The organism is Shouchella oshimensis (genome assembly GCF_002019765.1).
Taxonomy (GTDB): domain Bacteria; phylum Bacillota; class Bacilli; order Bacillales; family Bacillaceae_D; genus Shouchella; species Shouchella oshimensis.
This window is the reverse complement of sequence record NZ_KV917380.1, coordinates 397139-418495: the sequence shown is the minus strand read 5'-3', so window position 1 is coordinate 418495 and position 21357 is coordinate 397139. Positions and strand designations below refer to the sequence as shown.

24 protein-coding genes are annotated in these 21357 nt (G+C 40.8%); all 24 read right to left on the bottom strand.

Annotated elements, in window-relative coordinates; all coding sequences use genetic code 11:
* Positions 1 to 15: 15 nt before the first annotated feature.
* Entirely contained in the window at positions 16 to 291 is a 276-nt protein-coding gene (gene spoIIID, locus BK583_RS02015) for a sporulation transcriptional regulator SpoIIID (RefSeq protein WP_035394300.1), read from the bottom strand.
* A 189-nt stretch (positions 292 to 480) separates the two neighbouring features.
* On the bottom strand, positions 481 to 1299 hold the full coding sequence (gene spoIIQ, locus BK583_RS02010; protein ID WP_038484034.1) for a stage II sporulation protein SpoIIQ: 819 nt from the start codon (positions 1297 to 1299) through the stop codon (positions 481 to 483).
* A gap of 177 nt (positions 1300 to 1476) precedes the next feature.
* Complete coding sequence (spoIID, locus tag BK583_RS02005) at positions 1477 to 2496, bottom strand: stage II sporulation protein D (RefSeq protein ID WP_055735434.1); 1020 nt, start codon at positions 2494 to 2496, stop codon at positions 1477 to 1479.
* 162 nt (positions 2497 to 2658) lie between these two features.
* Positions 2659 to 3957, bottom strand: a complete 1299-nt coding sequence (gene murA, locus BK583_RS02000) for a UDP-N-acetylglucosamine 1-carboxyvinyltransferase (RefSeq protein WP_038484040.1) — start codon at positions 3955 to 3957, stop codon at positions 2659 to 2661.
* Positions 3958 to 3998: 41 nt separating this feature from the next.
* Positions 3999 to 4754, bottom strand: a complete 756-nt coding sequence (locus tag BK583_RS01995; RefSeq protein ID WP_051667679.1) for a YwmB family TATA-box binding protein — start codon at positions 4752 to 4754, stop codon at positions 3999 to 4001.
* A gap of 102 nt (positions 4755 to 4856) precedes the next feature.
* Positions 4857 to 5090 (bottom strand): DUF1146 family protein, encoded by a 234-nt coding sequence (locus BK583_RS01990; RefSeq protein WP_051667680.1) that lies wholly within the window; start codon positions 5088 to 5090, stop codon positions 4857 to 4859.
* A gap of 386 nt (positions 5091 to 5476) precedes the next feature.
* Complete coding sequence (locus BK583_RS01985; protein ID WP_038484048.1) at positions 5477 to 5878, bottom strand: F0F1 ATP synthase subunit epsilon; 402 nt, start codon at positions 5876 to 5878, stop codon at positions 5477 to 5479.
* A 60-nt stretch (positions 5879 to 5938) separates the two neighbouring features.
* A complete protein-coding gene (gene atpD, locus BK583_RS01980; RefSeq protein WP_038484051.1) occupies positions 5939 to 7354 on the bottom strand; it encodes a F0F1 ATP synthase subunit beta in 1416 nt (471 codons plus the stop codon).
* Positions 7355 to 7381: 27 nt separating this feature from the next.
* Positions 7382 to 8245 carry an ATP synthase F1 subunit gamma gene (gene atpG / locus BK583_RS01975; RefSeq protein WP_038484054.1) on the bottom strand — a complete coding sequence of 288 codons (864 nt, stop codon included), beginning with the start codon at positions 8243 to 8245 and terminating at the stop codon, positions 7382 to 7384.
* Between the two features lie 39 nt (positions 8246 to 8284).
* Complete coding sequence (gene atpA / locus BK583_RS01970; protein WP_038484057.1) at positions 8285 to 9799, bottom strand: F0F1 ATP synthase subunit alpha; 1515 nt, start codon at positions 9797 to 9799, stop codon at positions 8285 to 8287.
* 27 nt (positions 9800 to 9826) lie between these two features.
* Positions 9827 to 10372, bottom strand: a complete 546-nt coding sequence (locus BK583_RS01965; RefSeq protein ID WP_055735435.1) for a F0F1 ATP synthase subunit delta — start codon at positions 10370 to 10372, stop codon at positions 9827 to 9829.
* Positions 10369 to 10863: a F0F1 ATP synthase subunit B gene (gene atpF / locus BK583_RS01960; RefSeq protein ID WP_038484063.1), complete on the bottom strand. Its 495-nt coding sequence runs from the start codon at positions 10861 to 10863 to the stop codon at positions 10369 to 10371. Before atpF ends, BK583_RS01965 begins: the two co-directional genes overlap by 4 nt.
* A 105-nt stretch (positions 10864 to 10968) precedes the next feature.
* Positions 10969 to 11199, bottom strand: coding sequence for a F0F1 ATP synthase subunit C (atpE, locus tag BK583_RS01955; RefSeq protein WP_274273190.1), 231 nt, complete (start codon positions 11197 to 11199; stop codon positions 10969 to 10971).
* 71 nt (positions 11200 to 11270) lie between these two features.
* Positions 11271 to 12017 (bottom strand): F0F1 ATP synthase subunit A, encoded by a 747-nt coding sequence (gene atpB / locus BK583_RS01950; protein ID WP_038484066.1) that lies wholly within the window; start codon positions 12015 to 12017, stop codon positions 11271 to 11273.
* Positions 12014 to 12430 (bottom strand): ATP synthase subunit I, encoded by a 417-nt coding sequence (locus tag BK583_RS01945; RefSeq protein WP_051667681.1) that lies wholly within the window; start codon positions 12428 to 12430, stop codon positions 12014 to 12016. The genes atpB and BK583_RS01945 overlap by 4 nt, the downstream gene beginning before the upstream one ends.
* Positions 12420 to 12656 (bottom strand): AtpZ/AtpI family protein, encoded by a 237-nt coding sequence (locus BK583_RS01940; RefSeq protein WP_051667682.1) that lies wholly within the window; start codon positions 12654 to 12656, stop codon positions 12420 to 12422. Before BK583_RS01940 ends, BK583_RS01945 begins: the two co-directional genes overlap by 11 nt.
* 654 nt (positions 12657 to 13310) lie before the next feature.
* Positions 13311 to 15584, bottom strand: coding sequence for a S8 family serine peptidase (locus tag BK583_RS01930; RefSeq protein WP_281248492.1), 2274 nt, complete (start codon positions 15582 to 15584; stop codon positions 13311 to 13313).
* 111 nt (positions 15585 to 15695) lie between these two features.
* The gene (upp, locus tag BK583_RS01925; protein ID WP_038484072.1) at positions 15696 to 16325 is read right to left on the bottom strand and encodes a uracil phosphoribosyltransferase; all 630 of its coding nucleotides are present in this window, start codon (positions 16323 to 16325) and stop codon (positions 15696 to 15698) included.
* Positions 16326 to 16504: 179 nt separating this feature from the next.
* Entirely contained in the window at positions 16505 to 17758 is a 1254-nt protein-coding gene (gene glyA, locus BK583_RS01920) for a serine hydroxymethyltransferase (protein WP_038484075.1), read from the bottom strand.
* Between the two features lie 107 nt (positions 17759 to 17865).
* Positions 17866 to 18408: a TIGR01440 family protein gene (locus BK583_RS01915; protein WP_055735437.1), complete on the bottom strand. Its 543-nt coding sequence runs from the start codon at positions 18406 to 18408 to the stop codon at positions 17866 to 17868.
* Positions 18408 to 18854, bottom strand: a complete 447-nt coding sequence (rpiB, locus tag BK583_RS01910; RefSeq protein WP_038484081.1) for a ribose 5-phosphate isomerase B — start codon at positions 18852 to 18854, stop codon at positions 18408 to 18410. The genes BK583_RS01915 and rpiB overlap by 1 nt, the downstream gene beginning before the upstream one ends.
* A 53-nt stretch (positions 18855 to 18907) precedes the next feature.
* Positions 18908 to 20227: a methyl-accepting chemotaxis protein gene (locus BK583_RS01905; protein WP_055735438.1), complete on the bottom strand. Its 1320-nt coding sequence runs from the start codon at positions 20225 to 20227 to the stop codon at positions 18908 to 18910.
* A 20-nt stretch (positions 20228 to 20247) separates the two neighbouring features.
* Positions 20248 to 20679 carry a low molecular weight protein arginine phosphatase gene (locus BK583_RS01900; protein WP_055735439.1) on the bottom strand — a complete coding sequence of 144 codons (432 nt, stop codon included), beginning with the start codon at positions 20677 to 20679 and terminating at the stop codon, positions 20248 to 20250.
* A 64-nt stretch (positions 20680 to 20743) separates the two neighbouring features.
* The gene (locus BK583_RS01895; RefSeq protein WP_038484090.1) at positions 20744 to 21286 is read right to left on the bottom strand and encodes a manganese efflux pump MntP; all 543 of its coding nucleotides are present in this window, start codon (positions 21284 to 21286) and stop codon (positions 20744 to 20746) included.
* Positions 21287 to 21357: the final 71 nt, after the last annotated feature.

The following is a 21357-nucleotide window of genomic DNA, read 5'->3' as shown; positions in this document are numbered from 1 at the left end:
ATCTTGTCGAAATATTTATCTCTGAGTCTTGACAGCTGGTTGTTCGACTTTACGATACTTTACTTTTGTCGCTTCACCACCTCTTAAATGGCGAATCGACTTGTGATACTCAAGAATCTCTTTCACGTCGTTAGCAAGCTCTGGATTAATCTCAGGTAAACGTTCTGTGAGATCCTTGTGTACAGTACTTTTTGAGACTCCAAATTCTTTCGCAATCGTACGAACAGTCTTTTTCGTCTCAATAATGTACTTCCCTATCTTGATGGTTCGCTCTTTGATGTAATCGTGCACACGACTCGCCTCCCTATTTCTGTTAAGGTGATTGATAAAGTGTATTAGCAAGTCGCGCATGATATACCACATTTTCACAGAGTTTATCTGTTTTTCGAAAAAATCTGATTGACCTATATCCTTAACGCAAGTCCTATAAATGAGAAAAAAGCATAGCCCATTTAGCACGAGCTCTGCTTTTTTCAATTGTTATTCTGTTTCGCCTTCGAGTTCTTCATCATTAGATGGCTTGTTTTCTTCTGGCTTTTCATTTTCATCAGGCTTTTCGTTCTCGTCAGGCTTTTCGTTTTCTTCTTTTTCGTTCTCTTTTTCTTTTTCTTTCTTCTCACCTTGTGGAGCAAAAGCGGCTATATCTTCAACTGATTTCTCCATTGCATCAGTTGGATTCACTGCTACACCATCATGACGCACTTCAAAGTGAACATGAATTCCAGCCTCTTGATTATATGAATTCGATCCTGCCTCACCAATTACATCACCTTGTGAAACCTCTTTACCTTCTTTCACATCTAAAGCTGAAAGACTAGAATAATGTGTGACAACGCCATCACCATGATCAACTTCTACGACAAAACCTAATAACGAATCTTTCATCGCTTTTGTCACAACACCGCTCATTGAAGCCATTACAGGAAATGCTTCTCCATTCTTACTTGCAAAATCAACGCCTTTGTTCTCTACATACATGTTGTTAAAATAGACAATAGCTTGCTCTTGCTCTTCTACTTCTGCTTGTGCATCATAGAAGATTCCTACTCTATCAAAATCTGTTTCATTTTCAACAGGTAGGTGGAAGGATTCATTCGCAACGTTTACAGGAGCTGTTGGCTCTTCTGTTTGTTCAGGTCCTTCACTAATCTCTAATTCTCTTTCTGTATCTTCTCCGCTTTGAAGAAATAAAACCGTACTCAAAAGACCAGCAGCAGCAGCAAGATAAACACTCGGTAACACCCAACGCTTACGCATTAAATCTTGAATTTTGTTTGAAGAATTTTTTTCTTCTTTCATTTCTCATCACCTCTGCCAATCATTCTGAGCAAATTAATAGAAATATATACATGCATGCGAAAAAAATATTTTTTTATTTTATAGAAGCAGTAGAATCGTTCATAGCAAGGGTCTATCAAGGCTAAACAATCAAAAAAAAGACTGGCTCTTGCATTAAGAGAACCAGTCTTTTTGAATCTATCCCTCTATCTGTTCCATTGTTTCAATGGATACACCTGAATAGTAGTGTGAAACAATCTCTTTATATGTTTTCCCTTCTTTTGCCATTCCGTTTGCACCAAATTGACTCATTCCTACTCCATGGCCCCAACCTTTTGTTTGAATGACAACAGTATTTCCATTTATATACCAAGAGAAATCAGATGAGTCTAAGTTTAAGGCTTCTCGAATGTCCCGACCAGTAAACTGTTTATCTGCAATCTGAACAACCTCCACTCGCCCACCTTCTGTTCTTGATTGAATTTCACCAATTGAACCGTCACCCTTTAACGTTACGTCTAATTTCTCTTCAAACTCATCTATTGTCAGCGTCATTTCTTCATCAAACCGAGGAGAATCTTGATCCCAAGGACTTTCTACACTTTTTAAATAAGGAATTTCTTGCGCCCAATAATCCTCTGAATTCTCGGTATAGCCATTACTAGTCGAAAAAAAAGCAGCGGTGATAGGTTGCTCGTTATAGATAATCACTTCTCCTGCCGTCGCAAGAACCGCTTTTTCCACCTTTGCCCAGTTAGCATCAAAATTTTCTCCCCACTTCTTCTTCAATTCTTCTTTATTTTGATACACCTGATGCGTTACGGTATCTGTTACAAGCGCACCTTCAGGAACGTTGCGGCTTTCATCAGCCACATTTTTCTGCGCCATCAAATAAGTTTGAGCTGCTAATGATTGAGCTTTTAAAGCCTCTAGTTCGTATTCTACAGGCATCTCTGAGGCAACGACACCTATTACATACTCCGTTAAGGAAACGGTCTCTACGTCTTCCTTTTGTGAGCGATACACGTCAATTGTCTCTTCTTGTTTAACAACTTCTGATTGTACACTAGGCTCACTCGCTTGGCTTGTCTTCTCTAAAGGCGCGATTTTAAATGGTTCCTGAGCGCTTTGATTGCTACCATTTACACTTACCATTGCCGCAGGAATAAGAAGGATGACAACAATTAGAAGTATAGCTGGAATGAAAATCTGTTTCATGGCATTCCTCCTACATTAGACAATTACTTACTTTAAAGACTATGTACTCAAGTAATAAAAAAGACGTTCTTTCACAGCAAAAAAGCACACCAAATGGTGTGCTTCTTCGACTTAAATCCCAGCAAAACGACAAGAATTCACTATTTCCCCGGAAATACAGGCTTATAGCAATTCTGCTGTTTTTTCAAATTCATTCTCTAATTGCTCTTCCACTCGTTCAATATCAGCACCTAATGCTTTAAGTTTCTCCGTTAAACCAACGTAGCCACGATCTAAGTGCTTTAATTCTGTAACACGAGTATATCCATCAGCTACTAATCCTGCGATAACTAATGCCGCCCCAGCACGTAAGTCTGTTGCACCAACCTCTGCACCTTGTAAAGACGTAGGACCAGATACAATCGCAGAACGGCCTTCAATTTTAATATTTCCGTTCATTCTACGGAACTCTTCAACGTGCATAAAACGATTCTCAAAAACCGTTTCAGTTACTACACTTGTACCCTCAGCTCGGATAAGCAACGCCATCATTTGTGCTTGCATATCTGTTGGGAAGCCTGGGTGAGGCATTGTTTTAATATCAACAGCCTTAAGCACTTCAGGACCAATAACACGTAGTCCTGTTTCACCTTCTTGGATCTCTACACCCATTTCGCGCATTTTTGCTACAAGGGGACGCATATGCTCAGCAATGGCACCTTCAACAAACACATCTCCACCTGTAATAGCAGCAGCTACCATGAATGTCCCTGCTTCAATACGATCAGGAATAACTGAGTGAACCGCACCATGAAGTGCAGCTACACCTTCAATTTTAATAACGCCTGTGCCAGCGCCTCTTACTTTCGCACCCATTGCGTTTAAATAATTGGCTAAATCAACAATTTCCGGCTCTTCCGCGACATTCTCAATGATTGTTGTTCCTTCTGCAAGAACAGCAGCCATCATAATGTTTTCTGTTGCACCAACACTTGGAAAATCAAGATAAATCTTTGTTCCTTGAAGCTTTCCATCAATGCGCGCTTCAATGAAACCATTTCCAATTTCAACTGTTGCACCCATCGCCTCAAACCCTTTTAGGTGTTGCTCAATTGGGCGTGATCCAATGGCACATCCACCAGGTAATGCAATTCTTGCGCGACCAACACGTGCAAGTAAAGGACCCATTACTAGGAAAGATGCTCGCATTTTACGAACGTATTCAAATGGTGCTTCTGTTTTAAGCGTACGATCCGCATGAACAACGAAACGGCCATCTTCGTAATCAACTGCTACGTTTAAATTTGTCAAAACTTCTTTCATTGTATAAACATCTGTAAGAGATGGTACTTCCTCGATAACACTTTTTCCGTTTTCCGCTAGAATTGATGCTGCTATTACAGGTAGGACGGCGTTCTTTGCACCCTCTACCTTCACGGAGCCGTGCAGCTTGTTGCCGCCACGGACAATGATTTTTTCCAACGTATTCCCCTCCGCGTCTGATATTTGTCTCTTCTATATTATCAATATTCAGTCGTAATTATAGGCGTTCCAAAAGTTACTGTTGTTCTAGAGCCCAACTCTTGATTTTCGCGTAATGCGATTTGAACGTTCATCTCTTTATCATCATTTGTCGCAATACCATTGGTCCATCCTTTATGATATGCAGAGATAGATACAAACGTTTTTTCTTCTAGGCCCTCTAATGTGGTCGCGCCTAATTGACTTACGAAATGTTCAGCCTCAATCATTAAATCTTGAGGCGTATCGTCCAATTCTGCCTTTACTTCATAAAACAACATAGACGATTGTAAATCAAAACCTAATGTACTTAATCGATCTTTAAACAATTGTTGATTTTTGAGTTCACCATTTCCATTTGAAAGGAGCTCATACGTTTTTTCTATTTTGTAACCTTTTGTTGTTGACGACACTATCCATTTAACTTTTTCCAGTAACGTTTCCTCATAATCACCATTTATAAACGTGACATGAACATAATTTTTATTTTCTTCCAAAGAAGCACGTTCAAATTCAGGATATTCCTTCTCGAACTGGTCTAGCTGAGTATAAAAATTATCTACATGTTCGCTTTGATTTTTTATGCGGACTTGCCAATCTGTCATTGTCATTTTATTTTTCTCAACAAGGTCGTTAAAGGCATTCATTTGATGATAAAATGTATCTTCTTTTCCTAAAGTATCTTTCTCAAAAGCAAATAACACGCTACAGAAAACAACGATAAGCAATAGAAAACAGACAGAATACACTTTATTCATATCAACATTCCCCTCCAGGACCAAAAGGTTTTCTTACTACCATTTTTACCTGAAGCAGAAAAAGCATACATAAAAAACAAAGGTTCTTATGACTTTTTTTTACTAGAAAAGATAAGGTAGGTACCGAACAGCTTGGGCATACTCAATAAAAAAACGAGCAAGTAAATGTCCCAATGTAATTGCCACTAACACTTTTAAAACAGTGGCTTGGGTACTTTTTGGATTTTTCACGAACAAATCAAAGCGAAACGATTGTAACGCCCACCATGCTATGACTAAACCGAGGAGATTTAATAGAATATGTATAAATGCTTCCAAACCTAAATCGCTTGTCAACCTTATGACCTCATTTCCTATTCAATCCCGGGCAAACAAAAAGTCAAGCTAAAAGTTCGCAATCCATTTTCAATGATAACGGATTTACGCATAAAAAGCTACCGCTTTCGTTAAGGAATTCATTCCACTTTCATAACAAAAAATGAAGATTTGGTTACAGTTTAGAATGATCTTCATGTAAAGCGCATTCATATACACTTTACCCTTATCCGGTAGTTTTCTAACATCCTTTTTTTAACAAGAGTTTTTTTCATACAATACTGCGCACAATCTTCTTTTTGGAGTATATGCCTAATACGGTCATTTGTACAACTTCATGCTTACGATCGTATCAAACAAAAAAAATCACCATCTGTTGATGATCAACAGTCTGGTGATTTTTTTATTTATTTTGCTTTAGCAACACTAAGACGAGTAACAGCTCTCATTAAAGCCGCTTCTGCACGTGCTTTATCAATATGGGCACTGTCATCATTTAAGCGTTTTTCTGCACGATTCTTCGCTTTTTCAGCGCGTTCCGTATCAATTTGCTCTGGTGTTTCTGCAGTCTCGGCTAGTATGGTCACTTGGTCTGGACGAACTTCAATAAATCCACCGCTGACTGATACTTGGTCTTCTTTGCCGTCTTTCAAAAAACGAGCCCTTCCAACCGTAAGCGGAGAAACGAGGGGAATGTGCTTTGCTTTAATTCCAAGCTCCCCTTCTGTTGTCTTCACAACAACCAGCTCAGCATCACTTGAGTATACTGCACCGTCTGGAGTTACGACACTTACTTGCACGGTATTCATAGAACCCCTCCTCGTCGGCTAGCTTAGAAAAGGAAACGGTTTAACCGCTCCCTTTCTTTTTTACTGGGCCATTTCTTTTGCTTTTTCAACAACTTCTTCAATGCGTCCAACTAAACGGAATGCATCTTCTGGAAGATCATCGTATTTACCAGCAAGGATATCTTTAAATCCTGAAATGGTTTCTTTAACCGGTACATACGAACCAGGTTGACCAGTAAATTGCTCTGCTACGTGGAAGTTTTGTGATAGGAAGAACTGAATGCGGCGCGCACGGGCAACGATTAACTTGTCTTCCTCTGATAATTCTTCCATACCAAGGATGGCAATAATATCTTGTAACTCACGGTATTTCTGTAATGTTTGCTGGACCCCACGAGCTACACTGTAGTGCTCTTCTCCAACAACTTCTGGGGAAAGGGCACGTGATGTAGACGCTAATGGATCTACAGCAGGATAAATCCCTTGCTCCGTTAATTTACGCTCAAGGTTTGTTGTTGCATCTAAGTGAGCAAATGCTGTTGCCGGAGCTGGATCGGTATAGTCATCCGCCGGTACGTAAATTGCTTGAATAGATGTAACAGAACCTTTTTTCGTAGAAGTAATACGCTCCTGCAATTGTCCCATTTCCGTAGCAAGTGTTGGCTGATAACCTACCGCTGATGGCATACGACCAAGTAGTGCCGATACCTCAGAACCTGCTTGTGTAAAACGGAAAATATTATCAACAAACAAAAGTACATCTGCACCTTGTTCATCACGGAAGTATTCTGCCATTGTTAAACCAGAAAGGGCTACACGCATACGTGCACCAGGTGGTTCGTTCATTTGACCAAATACCATCGCCGTTTTCTTAATAACGCCAGCATCTGTCATCTCATGATAAAGGTCATTTCCTTCACGAGTACGCTCTCCAACACCGGCAAATACAGAAATACCACCGTGTTCTTGGGCAACGTTGTTAATTAATTCTTGAATAAGTACCGTCTTTCCTACTCCGGCACCACCGAATAGACCAACTTTACCTCCTTTAGTATAAGGAGCAAGTAAATCAACAACTTTGATTCCTGTTTCAAGAATTTCTGTCGTTGTTGTTAATTCTTCAAAGCTTGGCGCATCACGGTGAATAGGGTCACGGCGTGTTCCTGCTGGTACTGGTTCTTTTAAGTCAATCTCTTCACCAAGTACGTTAAATACTCGACCAAGTGTCTCTTCACCAACTGGTACAGAGATTGGTGCTCCAGTATCTACTGCTTCTGTTCCACGCATTAAACCATCAGTTGAACCCATGGCTACCGTGCGAACTGTATCATTCCCTAAGTGTAAAGCTACCTCTAACGTTACTGTTACTTGAACAGCGTTATGTGTATCACCTGATTGATTTACTCGAAGTGCACTATTGATTTGAGGTAGTTGACCACTTGGAAATTTAACGTCCACGACCGGTCCTGTAATTTGAATAATACGGCCTGTTGACATCGTTTTCCCTCCTAATTCACATACGTTCTATTCTAAAGCGGCTGCACCGCCAACAATTTCAGTGATTTCTTGCGTAATTGCAGCTTGTCTTGCTCGGTTATAAGAAAGTGTTAAATCATCAATAAGTGAAGAAGCGTTGTCGGATGCAGCACTCATCGCTGTCATACGTGCACCGAACTCACTTGCCTTTGCATCAAGCAAAGCCCCATAAATTAAGCTTTCTGCATAACGAGGAAGAACAGCTTCAAGTATTTCTTTCTCAGATGGCTCATATTCGTAAAGGCCGACGCTGGATCCTTGTTGCTCCCCTGTAGATCCTAGAGGAAGAAGCTTTTGTTCTGTAACGGTTTGCGTCATTGCAGATACGAAGTGGTTATACCAAACATATAGTTCGTCAAACACGCCATCGGCAAACATCTCAACAGATGTTTTGGCTAGTCCTTTAATATCCGAAAAACCAGGCTGATCAGGAATTTCAATCATTTCTTGAATAATCGGTTGATTTCGTGTACGTAACAGATCCCGTCCAATTTTACCCAAGACAATAATTGCATACTCATCTGTTGACGAATGCCTAGATTGAATGGTTTTCATCATATCTCTTAAAAGACTTGAGTTGTAACCGCCAGCTAAACCAGTATCCGATGAAATAAAGATATACCCTGTTTTTTTCACTGGACGTTCTTCAAGCATCGGATGACTAACGTCACTACCAGCCGCAGCCATGTTGTTTACAACCTCACGCATTTTACTTGCGTATACTTCATAGCTTTGTGCTTTTTCTTGGGCACGATTTAATTTCGCAGCTGATACCATTTGCATGGCTTTTGTAATTTGACGTGTTTTCTTTGTTGAGTTAATACGATTTTTTATATCGCGCAAAGAAGCCATTTGTTCACCGCCTTTCTAAGCAAAACTTAAGAAAATAACCTATTCATTCGATGGAACGAAACCTTTTTTAAAAGCTTCAATCGCTGCTTTGAATTCACTTTCTTCTGGAAGATTTCCTGTTGTGCGAATGTGCTCTAGCAATTCATTGTTATTGCTTTCAAGGTACGTAAACAATTCTGCTTCAAAACGTAGGCAGTCACTTACTGGGATATCGTCTAAGTATCCTTTTGTTAATGCATAGATAATTGCTACTTGCTTCTCAACCGGAAGTGGTTGGTTCAAGTCTTGTTTTAATAACTCAACTGTTCGCTGACCGCGATTTAAACGAGCTTGTGTTGCAGCATCTAAATCTGAACCAAATTGAGAGAATGCTTCTAGTTCACGGTATGCCGCTAAGTCTAAACGAAGCGTACCGGCTACTTTTTTCATTGCTTTAATTTGTGCAGATCCACCAACACGAGATACCGAGATACCTGGGTTAACGGCTGGACGCACACCAGAGTGGAATAAGTCAGACTGTAAAAATACTTGTCCATCTGTAATCGAAATAACGTTTGTCGGAATGTATGCTGATACATCCCCTGCTTGTGTTTCAATAAATGGAAGGGCTGTAATGGATCCGCCACCTAAATCGTCATTTAATTTCGCAGCACGCTCAAGTAAACGAGAATGTAAGTAGAATACGTCTCCTGGGAATGCTTCACGACCTGGAGGACGACGAAGAAGAAGAGACATCTCACGGTAAGCTGCTGCTTGTTTTGATAAATCATCATAAATAACAAGAACGTGCTTACCATCGTACATAAATTCTTCTGCCATTGAAACGCCTGTATATGGTGCTAAGTAGAGCATTGGAGCTGGATCAGATGCACCTGCAGATACAACAATCGTGTAATCAAGTGCGCCACGTTGACGAAGTGTTTCAACTACGCCTGATACCGTTGATTCTTTTTGTCCAATGGCCACATACACACAGATCATATCTTGATCTTTTTGGTTAAGAATTGTATCAATTGCAATCGACGTCTTACCTGTTTGACGGTCACCGATAATAAGTTCACGCTGTCCACGACCGATTGGAATCATTGAATCAATTGATTTAATTCCTGTTTGAAGAGGCTCATGTACCGATTTACGTGCCATAACCCCTGGTGCTCCACCTTCAACTGGGCGTGTCTTTGTTGTGTGAATCGGACCTAAGCCATCGATTGGTTGACCAAGTGAATTTACAACGCGTCCAAGAAGTTCAGTTCCAACTGGAACTTCCATAATACGTCCTGTCCGTTTCACTTCGTCTCCTTCACGAATGTTGTCATATGGTCCTAAAATGATAATACCAATACTATCTTCCTCTAGGTTCTGAGCCATACCCATTACGCCAGTAGAAAACTCTAAAAGCTCTCCTGCCATAACATTATCTAAACCGTAAGCGAAGGCAATTCCGTCCCCAACGCGAATAACGGTACCAACGTCTTGTACATCTACACTGGTTTCAAATTGTTCAATTTGCTGCTTAATAAGCGAGCTAATCTCAGTTGCTTTAATGCTTGCCATTCGTTTTCACCCCTAACTGACAAATTGTTACTTCCCTGCAAGAATCCCTTTTTCAAGGCGATCAAGCTGTCCTTTTACACTGCCATCGTATACACGATCGCCAATACGGACTTTTATTCCACCAACGAGTTGTTCTTGTACAACATTTGTGACCTCTAAAGAGCGTTTGCCTACTTTAGGTGCAAAAACAACTGCAACTTGTTCTTTTTCTGAATCACTGATTGGTTTCGCTGAGTAGACAGTTGCTTCAGCGATTCCTTTAAGTTCGTTATTTAATCTCTTATACTCTGAAAGTAGTTCTGGCATCGTGGTATAGCGATTCTTTTCGACTAGCGTCAGTAAAAGCGCTAACGTTGTCTCTTGTACATTTCCTTGAAACGACTGCTTGATGACCTGAGCCTTTTTCTCTTGAGAAAGTCCTGGTGTTTCAAGTACCTTTAGCAGTTCCGGTGTTTGAACAAACACGTCTCTTACTAAGGCTAAATCCTGTTCGTATTCATTCGCTTGACCTTTGGATACACCTAACTCAAAAAGAGCAACAGCGTAACGATTGGCTACCGCTTTGTTGCTCATAGCTCTTCGCCCGCTTGTTTAAGATAGTCTTGAACAAGCTTATCTTGTTCACTTGCATCCAGTTCTTTTTCAATCACTTTCTGCGCAATTAAGACAGATAAAGAAGCGACTTGTTCACGTAATTCCGTAACAGCTTGTTCTTTTTCATTACGGATTTCAGCAAGTGCTTGATGCTGAATCCGTTCTGCTTCAGCTTTTGCTTCGCGGACAAGGTCTTTGCCCTGCTGCTCGCCAACTTTTTTGGCGTTTTCAATCAATTCACGTGCTTCTACACGTGCTTGTTTTAGTTCCTCTTTTTGTTCCTCGATCATTTTCTCTGACTCTTTACGGTTGCGTTCAGCAGAATCAATTTGATCGTTAATCATGTCTTGACGCTTTTGCATAACACCAAGAAGCGGTCTTAATGCAAACTTCGACAGTAGCCATAAGAGTAGACCAAATCCAATAAGTTGGAAAAGGACCGTACCCCAACCAAAATCACCTAAGTTCATTTTTACACCCCTTATTCTCAAAAATCAGCCTTACATAAGGAAAGGCGAGAGGTTCTAGAAAAGAACGCTATCGCCTCTCAATGTTGAACGATTATTGACTTCTTGTTAACTAAAGATGAGGATTAATGACACAACGATTGCGATAATCGGTACGGCCTCCGCTAGTGGAACACCGATAAACATTAATGTTTGAAGAGTTCCGCGTTGTTCTGGTTGACGAGCAACTCCCTCAAGTACTGCTTTAACAATTAACGCAACGCCAATCGCGCCGCCAATTGCTGCTAATCCAGCTGCAAGTCCAGCTGCAAGATGAGTGTAACCAATTGGATCCATCATTCTAAAATTCCTCCTGTTTTGTGTTGTAGTTTTTATTTATAAATCGCCTCGGGAATAAGCCAAGGCAGGTATTAATGTGCTTCAACTTTATGAGCCATGTAAACCATTGCTAACATCGCGAAGATGTAAGCTTGAATGGACCCAATAAAGATACCAAACGCTTGCCATGCCATTGTGGGCACCATCGTAACAGCTGCTAAAATAACGCCTTGTCCAAATCCATACTCAAATCCCATAACTCCTAATCCAACAAGTAGAATCATAAGAATTTCTTTTGCATAGACGTTTCCGAAAAGTCGCATTCCAAGTGTAAGGAAGTTGGCTACTTCTTCAATAAGTTTAAACGGTAGCAAGAACCACTTTGGACTTACAAATGACTTTAAGTACGCTCCAGGACCAGCAATCATGACACCATAGATGTGGGTGAGTACAATGACTAAACCAGCCATCGTCAGTGTCAGTAACGGATCTGATGTTGGAGATCGCCACAATACGTAGTGATTTGAATCATTTGTTGCAAGCTCAAACGGAATTCCCATCATATTTGCAACAAATACATAAAAGAGTAAGGCGTAAGCTAACACGATAAATCGTCCGCCAACCTTCCAATCCATGTTCGCTTTAACAATTCCTCTACAGAAATCAAGAACCCATTCAATAAAGTTCTGCATTCCTGTTGGTCTCATCGCAAGCTTGCGGGCACCAATTACCGTCACAAGAAAAACAATAATGAATGCCACTGTCGACGTGAAAATGGTTGTCAGATTAAATGTTAAACCAATCCAAGGATCTTCCCATATAATATTTTTGTTATTCATTCTTTCACCTCTTTCGCCTTCATACTTTTCATTATCAAATCTACTAACATAACGAGATACATCAAGCTAAGACCAACAATCACAGCAAGAAGATGGAAGTGATCTGGAAATTGTAAGGAAAACCACACTGCGGCGAGGGCAAGAATAATTCTGAAAACGAATCCTAAACTTGCTAATAGCATCGAGGGCCATTTAGATGGCGAGTGGTTCCCGCCAATAATGCGTGCATTACGATAAGTTGTCCACAAATTCAAAAAACTAGCTGAAAACCCCAAAATTAGTCCTAAAAAAACGGAATGGTAAGGTGTCACGCTATAGCCTACAATCAAAATCCCAAGTATGACTAGTGCATACACAAGATATCCATTCATTCGTGCACGTATCAAGTGTGTGCGCTCTTCCTTATTTGGCATCTTCGTTATCGTCTCCTAAAAATGGCTGAACAACTTTGGAAATGCTGTATATACTCGTTAACATTCCAACTAATAGGCATATGATTAAGAAGACTGGGCTTGCGTTCAATAGCTTATCCAGCCATATCCCTAAAAATAAGCCTCCGACCGTACCTCCAATCACGCATGATAAAATGGTTGAAACTAGCATGAACGCTCGCATTGGATTCTTACTTTGTTTCGACAATGAAATAGCCCCTCTCATTAGAGTGAAAGCCACTACAATCGCATATGTAACCCTTATCATGGTAACCCTTAGTAATCGTACAATAGCTACTTTCCTCTGTCAACGAATTTTGAAAGAATCTCAAAAGAGTTTAAAAATGGGGATTGATTGTTCACATAACTGTCAAAAAAAACCGCGAAGTAGAGGAGAGTCGTTTAAGTACGGTACTTTGAGTATGTATTATATCTCTTTATCTTTACAAAACTTTTACCTTTCCTTAACATTAAAACCATTTCTACTAAGCATAAACATTGACTTTCTACTCCAGTTATGACCTTCTACTCGTCTATTCATTTGAATACAAACTCGCACAAGCGTAAGAAAGAGGCTGGGACATAACGAAAAGTAGTATTTGAAAAGACGAATAGTCTAAAATATGCTGAGTAGCACCGCTACAGGAGAATCCTTCGCTTTCCGGGGACACGGCCTCAGCCTCCTCCGTGAAAAACCGCCACTCCAGAGTCTTCAGACACGTGCTGATCCCCCAGGAGTCTTCGGATTCTCCTTCCGCTCATTTTCATATAAAACAAATGACGAACGTTCCTATTTTCAGGAATGTTCGTCATTTTGGTCTGTCTATCTACTTTTGTCCCAGCCTCTTCACTACACTCCTCATTACGGGCCAATCCATTCCTCTCCAATATGGATCATGGCTTCTAGAATATCTGTTTTTCCTTCATTCTTTGCATAAATAAGTGCTTTGTAACGACCTGGTGCTACTTGTAAATTGTCTATCTCACCATTTACCATTCCTCTGCTTTGATCTTGGTTTTCAATAATTGTCGCTACAAATTCCAATGTATCTGGGTCAAATAAATGAACACTTGATTCTTCTGCTCCACCTGGTAAATAGTATTCGTAATAGTAGCCGTTTGCTTTATCGCTGTGTGCCATTTGAAAGGCCATCACTCGAGGATAATTTGGTTCCTCAATAAAAAGCATGTACGGGAGATGAATATCTTCATCCTTATCCCGAACAGCAATGTAGCCTGTGTGTAACCCTTTTTGAATCGCATGTTGATCGATGGTTGCTTGAAGAGTAAATGCTTTTTTAGACTGACCCTTAACCGTTACTTTTTCTTCAAATTCCCAGGAAATACCGTCTACCTCACCAATTGGCGGATCAATGGTATACTCCTTTGTGGATTTGCTGATGTTTTCTATAGAGATGGTCACCTCTTTTTCCACCACACCCTCACCTTTTTCAAGTTCACCAAATGAGAGGGTTGCTGGTGATATAAGGGTACGAGTCTGAATGGCTTTATCCACTTGCAAACGACCTGCCCCTTGTTCAAACGGCAGATATTCTTTTCCTTGTTCATCTTGCAAACGCTTTGTAGAGTTAAGTAATGCAGATTTTACTTGCTCTGGACTCCAATCTGGATGTTGTTCAATCAACAAGGCTGCCGCTCCAGCCACATGTGGACTTGCCATGCTTGTTCCATTTAAATCTAAATAGCCTTTCGGAACGGTGCTTTGAATTGCTACACCAGGAGCAACAAGATCCGGTTTGATTTCCCATGTTTCTGTAACCGGACCTCTAGAGCTAAAAGGAGCCATTAAGTCTTGTTTCACTTTATACTGGGTATCCACTTTCACTTTATGCTTCCGTTGTTTTAATAGCGATCGAAGCGCCTCACCCTCCGTTTTCGATAGAGTTGCTCCTGTAATTGGGATAGGTTCTGTTACGGCTCCTGCAAAAGCTCCTTCTAAATTGTTGTAAATAAGAACTCCTTTCGCTCCAGCTTTTGAGGCAAGCGCTAATTTCTCTGCAAAATTTGAGCGCCCTCTTTTCATGAGCACAAGCTTGTCTTTAACATCTTTTCCTTTATAGTCTGTCAATAGTCCATGCCCGACATCCACCAGTTCAAAGCTCGCTTTTAGTTGCCAACTTTTCGCACCTAGAATTGGGGTTAACGTTAATTCATCTTTTAAGCCATTTACATTAATAACTGGCACTTCAACAGGTGGCAAAGAAGCACCAACAGAAATGGCTTTCGTAGAAGTCCCTGGCGAACCAACAGACCACATACTCGGTCCGCTATTTCCATTTGACGTTACTGCAACAATGCCTTTCTCTACGACTCGATCAAGAGCTAAACTCGTTGGCCAGTCAGGTCCATTAACCGTATTCCCTAATGACAAATTGATCACATCGACATCATCTTTAAACGCTCGTTCAATGGCTTCTAATATATGCTCTGTCGTTCCTTGCCCACCGGGTCCAAGAGCCCGGTATGCGTAAATTTCAGCTTCTGGCGCAACCCCTTTTATCCGTCCATTAGCAGCAATAATGCCTGCCACATGTGTGCCATGCAATGTCGGCTCCCCTTGTGATTTCTTTGTTTCCATCGGATCATCGTCTTGATCGACTATATCGTAGCCACCCCGATAGTTCGCCTCTAAATCAGGGTGCTTGTAATCCACACCTGTATCGATCACACCAACTTTTACGCCTTTACCAGTTAAGAGGCGCTCTTTCCCGTCTTGTTTATCCATTAAACGGTCCCCTGCACCGATAAAAGGGATACTTCCTTCAAGACTTGGCTGGTAATGAGCCACATCATCTACGCGGGCAATAACGCTTAATTGCTTTAGACGCTCAATGTCTTTTTCAGCGATTTCTAATGAGAATCCACCGTACACATTCTCATAAATATTTCTAATCGTTGCTGAAGAAATACGGTTTTCTACAACGTCAACAGCTCGATTCACATCACCAGACGCCGATACTATAACGACTCTTTTACTACTGTCTATAGTCGGTTGTTGGTTTTCCGCTGCCAAGGCTACTCCGTTCACCCCCATCGCCATACTCAAACCTTGCAAGAGTATAAGAACACTCAGGATTCCGAGCAATAACCGATACACTGTACCTCGTTTCGTCATACGTTACGTCTCCCCTACTGCTTGTCGTATCGATTAGTATGCAAATGAAGCTAGGTTTTTATACAAAAAAGAAGAGAGGACTAGCCCCTCTTCTTTTAACGGTTTTTTGTTTTATTTCGTACCAAATAGTCGGTCGCCTGCATCACCAAGCCCAGGTACGATGTATCCTTTTTCATTCAATTTTTCATCAAGAGCCGCGAGATAAATATCAACATCTGGGTGTTCTTCTTGTACATACTGAACGCCTTCAGGTGCCGCTACTAAACAGATCAAGCGCATATTTTTTGCGCCGCGCTTTTTTAAACTGTTAATGGCTTCGACGACAGAGCCACCTGTTGCCAGCATTGGATCGATTACTAGAAGTTCTCTTTCTTCGATATCATTTGGAAGTTTTACATAGTACTCGATTGGTTTAAATGTTTCTGGATCACGATAAAGACCTACGTGACCAACCCGAGCCGCTGGAATCATATTTAAAATTCCATCAGACATCCCAATCCCTGCACGCAAAATTGGAATCAAACCAAGTTTTTTCCCAGCTAGTTTTTTTACACGTGCTGGTCCTACAGGTGTTTCAATGTCTGCATCCTCTAACGGCAAATCTCTTGTTACTTCAAATGCCATTAACGCCGCCACTTCATCCACTAACTCCCGAAACTCTTTAGTGCCTGTTGTCTTATCTCGTATATACGATAACTTATGCTGTATTAGTGGATGATCAAGTACATGAACCTTACCCATTTTAGTCACTTCCTTTTTAAAAAATCGTCATTTCTCGACACACTCTGAACGATTTTACCTGAAAAGCACCTATTCATACAAGTGTTGAAAGAAAGAAACCTGTGTTAAATGTTCCCTTAACGAAAAAAATCATGTAAAAAACAGCAACGACGTGAATGTCGCTACTGCTTTTTATGTCCTTAAAGATTCGGGTACATAGGAAACTTAGCTGTTAAAGCCGATACACGCTCTTGAACTTGATTTAACACTTCTTCGTTCTCAACATTCTTCAATGTTAAAGCAATCAATTTCGCAATTTCATCCATATCGTCTACACCGAGCCCGCGAGAGGTTACGGCAGCTGTTCCGATACGAATACCACTAGTGACAAATGGCTTTTCTGGATCATATGGAATGGTATTTTTGTTTGTTGTGATACCAACTGAATCAAGTGCTTTTTCAGCAACTTTACCAGTCAACTGTAACGAACGAAGATCAAGCAATACAAGATGATTGTCTGTTCCGCCTGATACGATATTGACACCTTCTTCTTGTAAACTACGCCCTAAACGCTGTGCATTTTCAATAATCGCTTTACCGTATGCTTTAAAATCATTTGATAATGCTTCGCCAAAAGAAACCGCTTTTGCCGCAATGACGTGCATAAGTGGACCACCTTGAATGCCTGGGAAGATTGATTTATCAAGCTTCTTACCAAATTCTTCACCTGTTTCTTCATTACAAAGAATCATTCCGCCACGCGGTCCACGTAACGTTTTATGTGTTGTTGTTGTGACGAAATGTGCATGTGGAACAGGGTTTTGATGAAGGCCAGCTGCTACTAAACCAGCAATGTGTGCCATATCCACCATAAGGTAAGCACCCACTTCATCTGCAATCTCGCGGAATTTCTTGAAATCAATCGCACGTGGATACGCACTTGCTCCTGCTACAATTAATTTCGGCTTATGCTCGAGGGCAATTTGACGAACGACATCATAATCAATCCGCTGATCCTCTTCACGTACACCATACTCAACGAAATTGTATTGAACTCCACTAAAGTTCACTGGGCTACCATGAGTGAGATGTCCACCGTGAGATAAGTTCATACCAAGAACCGTGTCTCCATGCTCTAAAATAGTGAAATAAACGCCCATATTTGCCTGGGCCCCTGAATGAGGCTGAACATTTACATAATGCGCATCAAATAATTTCTTTGCACGATCACGGGCGATATCCTCAGCAATATCAACATATTCACATCCCCCGTAATAACGTCGGCCAGGGTAGCCCTCTGCATATTTATTTGTTAAAACGGAGCCCTGCGCTTCCATTACGGCTTCACTAACAAAGTTCTCTGAAGCAATTAATTCTATCTTGTCTCGTTGGCGACCAAGTTCTAATTCAATTGCTTCAAAAAGCGTTGGATCTTGTGTTTTTAAATTTGTCATCTCTTCTCCCGCCTTTGTTCGTAAATAATTTAATTTATTTATGATTTTAGCTCATTATAGATAAAAATAACAGCTTTTTCCGTAAATTAAGCAACTTTTTAAATAAATCATTCACCAATTTTATACTGTGCACGTTCTCCACCAATTAGTCTTGGTCGCGAAGTCGCTACCGTCACATGAGCAGAACCGATAGTCGTATAGCCAATTCTAATTGGAACGAGGACTGGTTTAATATGCATCCCAATAAACGTATCACCTATATCCATTCCGGCATCGGCTTGAACCGATTCAACTAAAACGGGGTCTTGTAGTTGGCGATATGCATACGTTGCCATGGCTCCTCCAGCATGACGGACAGGTATAGCACTTACTTCCGTTAAGCCTTTTTGCTCTGCTACACTTCTCTCCATTACTAACGCACGATTTAAGTGTTCGCAACATTGAAAAATAAGATGAACCCCTGACTGTTTTTGAAAATGGACAAATCCCCTGTACAACTCTTCTGCAATGTCCATCGAACCTTCTTTTCCAATTGGCTTGCCAGCTATTTCACTTGTGGATACACCAATAACAAATAGCTTGTTTTGCAAAGCAGGGACTTGCTTATGAAACGCATGTAATCCATCGATCAAACGCTCTTCAATCTTCATTAGCGATGCGTGTCTTCATAGCTAGTAATTTTGTCGATCCGATTTGCATGCCGTCCGCCTTCAAATGTTTCGCCTAGCCATGTCCGCACGATTTCTCCTGCCAATCCCGGGCCAATAACCCGTTCGCCCATTGAAATCATATTTGTATCGTTATGCTGTCTTGTTGCTTTTGCACTGAACACATCGTGTACAAGGGCACAGCGAATACCTTTTACTTTATTTGCAGCGATGGACATACCAATTCCTGTACCGCATACGAGAATTCCACGATCAAACTCTCCTGCTGCCACTTTTTCAGCAACAGGAAGGGCATAATCAGGATAATCAACGGACCCTTCACAATTACAACCAAAATCTTCATAAGAAAACCCTAAGTCTTTTATTACATTAATGAGTTCGTCTTTTAAACGAGTTCCACCATGATCGGAAGCAATAGCTATTTTCATCTCGTACACTCCTTCGTTTTTACCATTACAAAAAGCGCCTGTTTAGGACGCTTCTATTGGTTTGATTCTATTGTAAACTTTTCGATCGTTGTCTTCAATTCCTTGGCTTGATTTGATAAATCTTTAGATAATGTCTCAATCTCATTCAACGCCACAGTTTGTTCCTCAGTCATCGCTGTGACTTCTTGTGCACCAGCAGACGTTTGCTCTGCAATTGCTGCCACTTCCTCTGTTTTTACAGAACTGGCTTCAATGGATTCCTTCTGCTTGTCCGACAAAGTAGAAATGATCTTAATCATATCTGTAACGGTTTTGGCAGATGATTCCATCTCCAATAGCGCCGTTGTCGTTTTTTCACCTTGCTCTGTTTGGATTCTCGCCACATCTACTTGTTCTTCAATATTCTTAACAACTTGTTTCACTTCTTCTTGAATGGTCGTAATTAATTCGTTAATGGATTCAACCGCTTGTGTACTTTCGTCAGCCAGCTTCCGAACTTCACTCGCCACTACAGCAAATCCTCGTCCGTGCTCTCCAGCACGCGAAGCTTCAATAGAGGCGTTTAGCGCAAGTAAATTTGTTTGCTTGGCAATGGCACCGACGACAGCTGTAATCCCTTCTACTTCTTGCGCTTGTTCTTCAAGGCGATGAACTGAATCCAGCGAATGCTCTTGCTTTGTCGTTAGATCGCCTATCCCTTTTACAAGACTCGTCGTCATGACCCGACTTGTTTCAAGAAGCTGCCCCATCTCTGATGCTTGCTTTGACGACAAAGAGGCTTTCTCTTGCATCTCGTTGGCCATTTCCGTTGTCGTTTCAAGAGAGAAAACCGTTTCTTGAATGGCTTGTGCAGCATTTTCTGCTCCACTAGCAATTTCACCCATTGTAAAGCCAATTTGCTCTGCTTGAGATGAGGAAGTAGCTGTTGCTAGTCCTAATTGCTGAACACGCTCATCTGTTTCAACAAAGTTTCGATCGATTTCACGAACCATTCCATTTAAATTCGTAAGCATCTTATTATATGCGACACCTAATGCACGCAGTTCATCATCTGATTTTGAAAGCTCGACAGTTTGATCAATGACACCAGCTGCCGCTTCCGCAACGGCTTGTTCTAACTGAGCGAGAGGCTTCGTTATAATATTCGATAGAAAATAACCAAGTATCCCACTCCATACTACACCCGCTAGCAAAACAAGTAATGTGAGCCAAGTTGGATCTATATTAAGGAATGAAGCAAAAAAATCTGCTAAAAAGTACAGGATGATCGCACTGCTAGCAAACGTTATAACCGCAACAGCGCTAACCCCTAATACAATTTTCTTCCGAATACTGAATCTGTACCTTTTAGAGACACTTGTTTCTGCTTCCATTCCCATTCATCCTTTTCTATTTAAGATTGCCGCAGAAAGTCTTTAACGGCTTTTTTAATCATTTTTGCAGTTTGTTCATACTCCTCATCTGTACCACCAAAAGGATCCTGTATATCATGGCCTTCTTTTCCAGCCGCCTCTTGTAGTGTAGACACATTTTGATGAGGGTAACGTTCTTCTACAATTTGTTTATGAGTAGAAGACATGGTTAGTACTTCATCTGCCCATTGAATCAGTTCTTCTGATAGAGGTTGTGACGCATGATTCAGCTCTATTCCTTCTTTTTCCAATACTTTTTTAGAACCGTTAGAAATTGCATGTCCATACGCAGCACTTACACCTGCCGATTTAACATTCACGTGCTCACTTCCATATTTCTTTAAATAGGCCTCGGCTAATGGTGAGCGACACGTATTCCCTGTACAAACGACTAAAATATTCTTCTTATCCATGGTTCCACTCCTTCACTTTTCATCAATGTTTCACTAGTTTAGCACATGTGTACTAACTGATTCATTAAAGTGGAAGCATGATTTTTAAACCAAATCCAATTAAAATAACCCCGCCTAATAGTTCTCCATACGAACCAATGAGTTTATGAAATTTAGAGCCAATTAGTAAGCCCAACCAAGCTAATATCATACTGACAGCTCCAATACTTACTACCGTCAACATGACCTTCGTCCCTAAAATACCAAACGATAAGCCTGCTGAAAAACTGTCTAAACTTACACCTAAAGCAAACAAAAGCAATCCAATGCCTACTGGTTTTAGTTTTGAATGTTCTTCTTCCGAAAAAGAAGCTAGAAGCATTTGTACACCTATAATTAGAAGAAGTCCTCCACCTATGTAGGTTGCGATCACATCATACTTACCTGAAAGCCATTGGCCTGTTATCATACCGAGTAACGGCATAAAGACGTGAAAAGCACCGATCGTAAGACCAATGCGGAACACTTGCTTTCCCGTAAGACCGAGCATCCCCATTCCTAAGGTTACCGAAAATGCATCCATTCCTAAAGCTGCTGCCATAATCATTATCGTCACAATCTCGTGCATTGTTTAACTCCTCCCGTAAAAACATGCTATTCGAATGTATGCACGTCCGAGAGATTTTAGACAGGCTAATA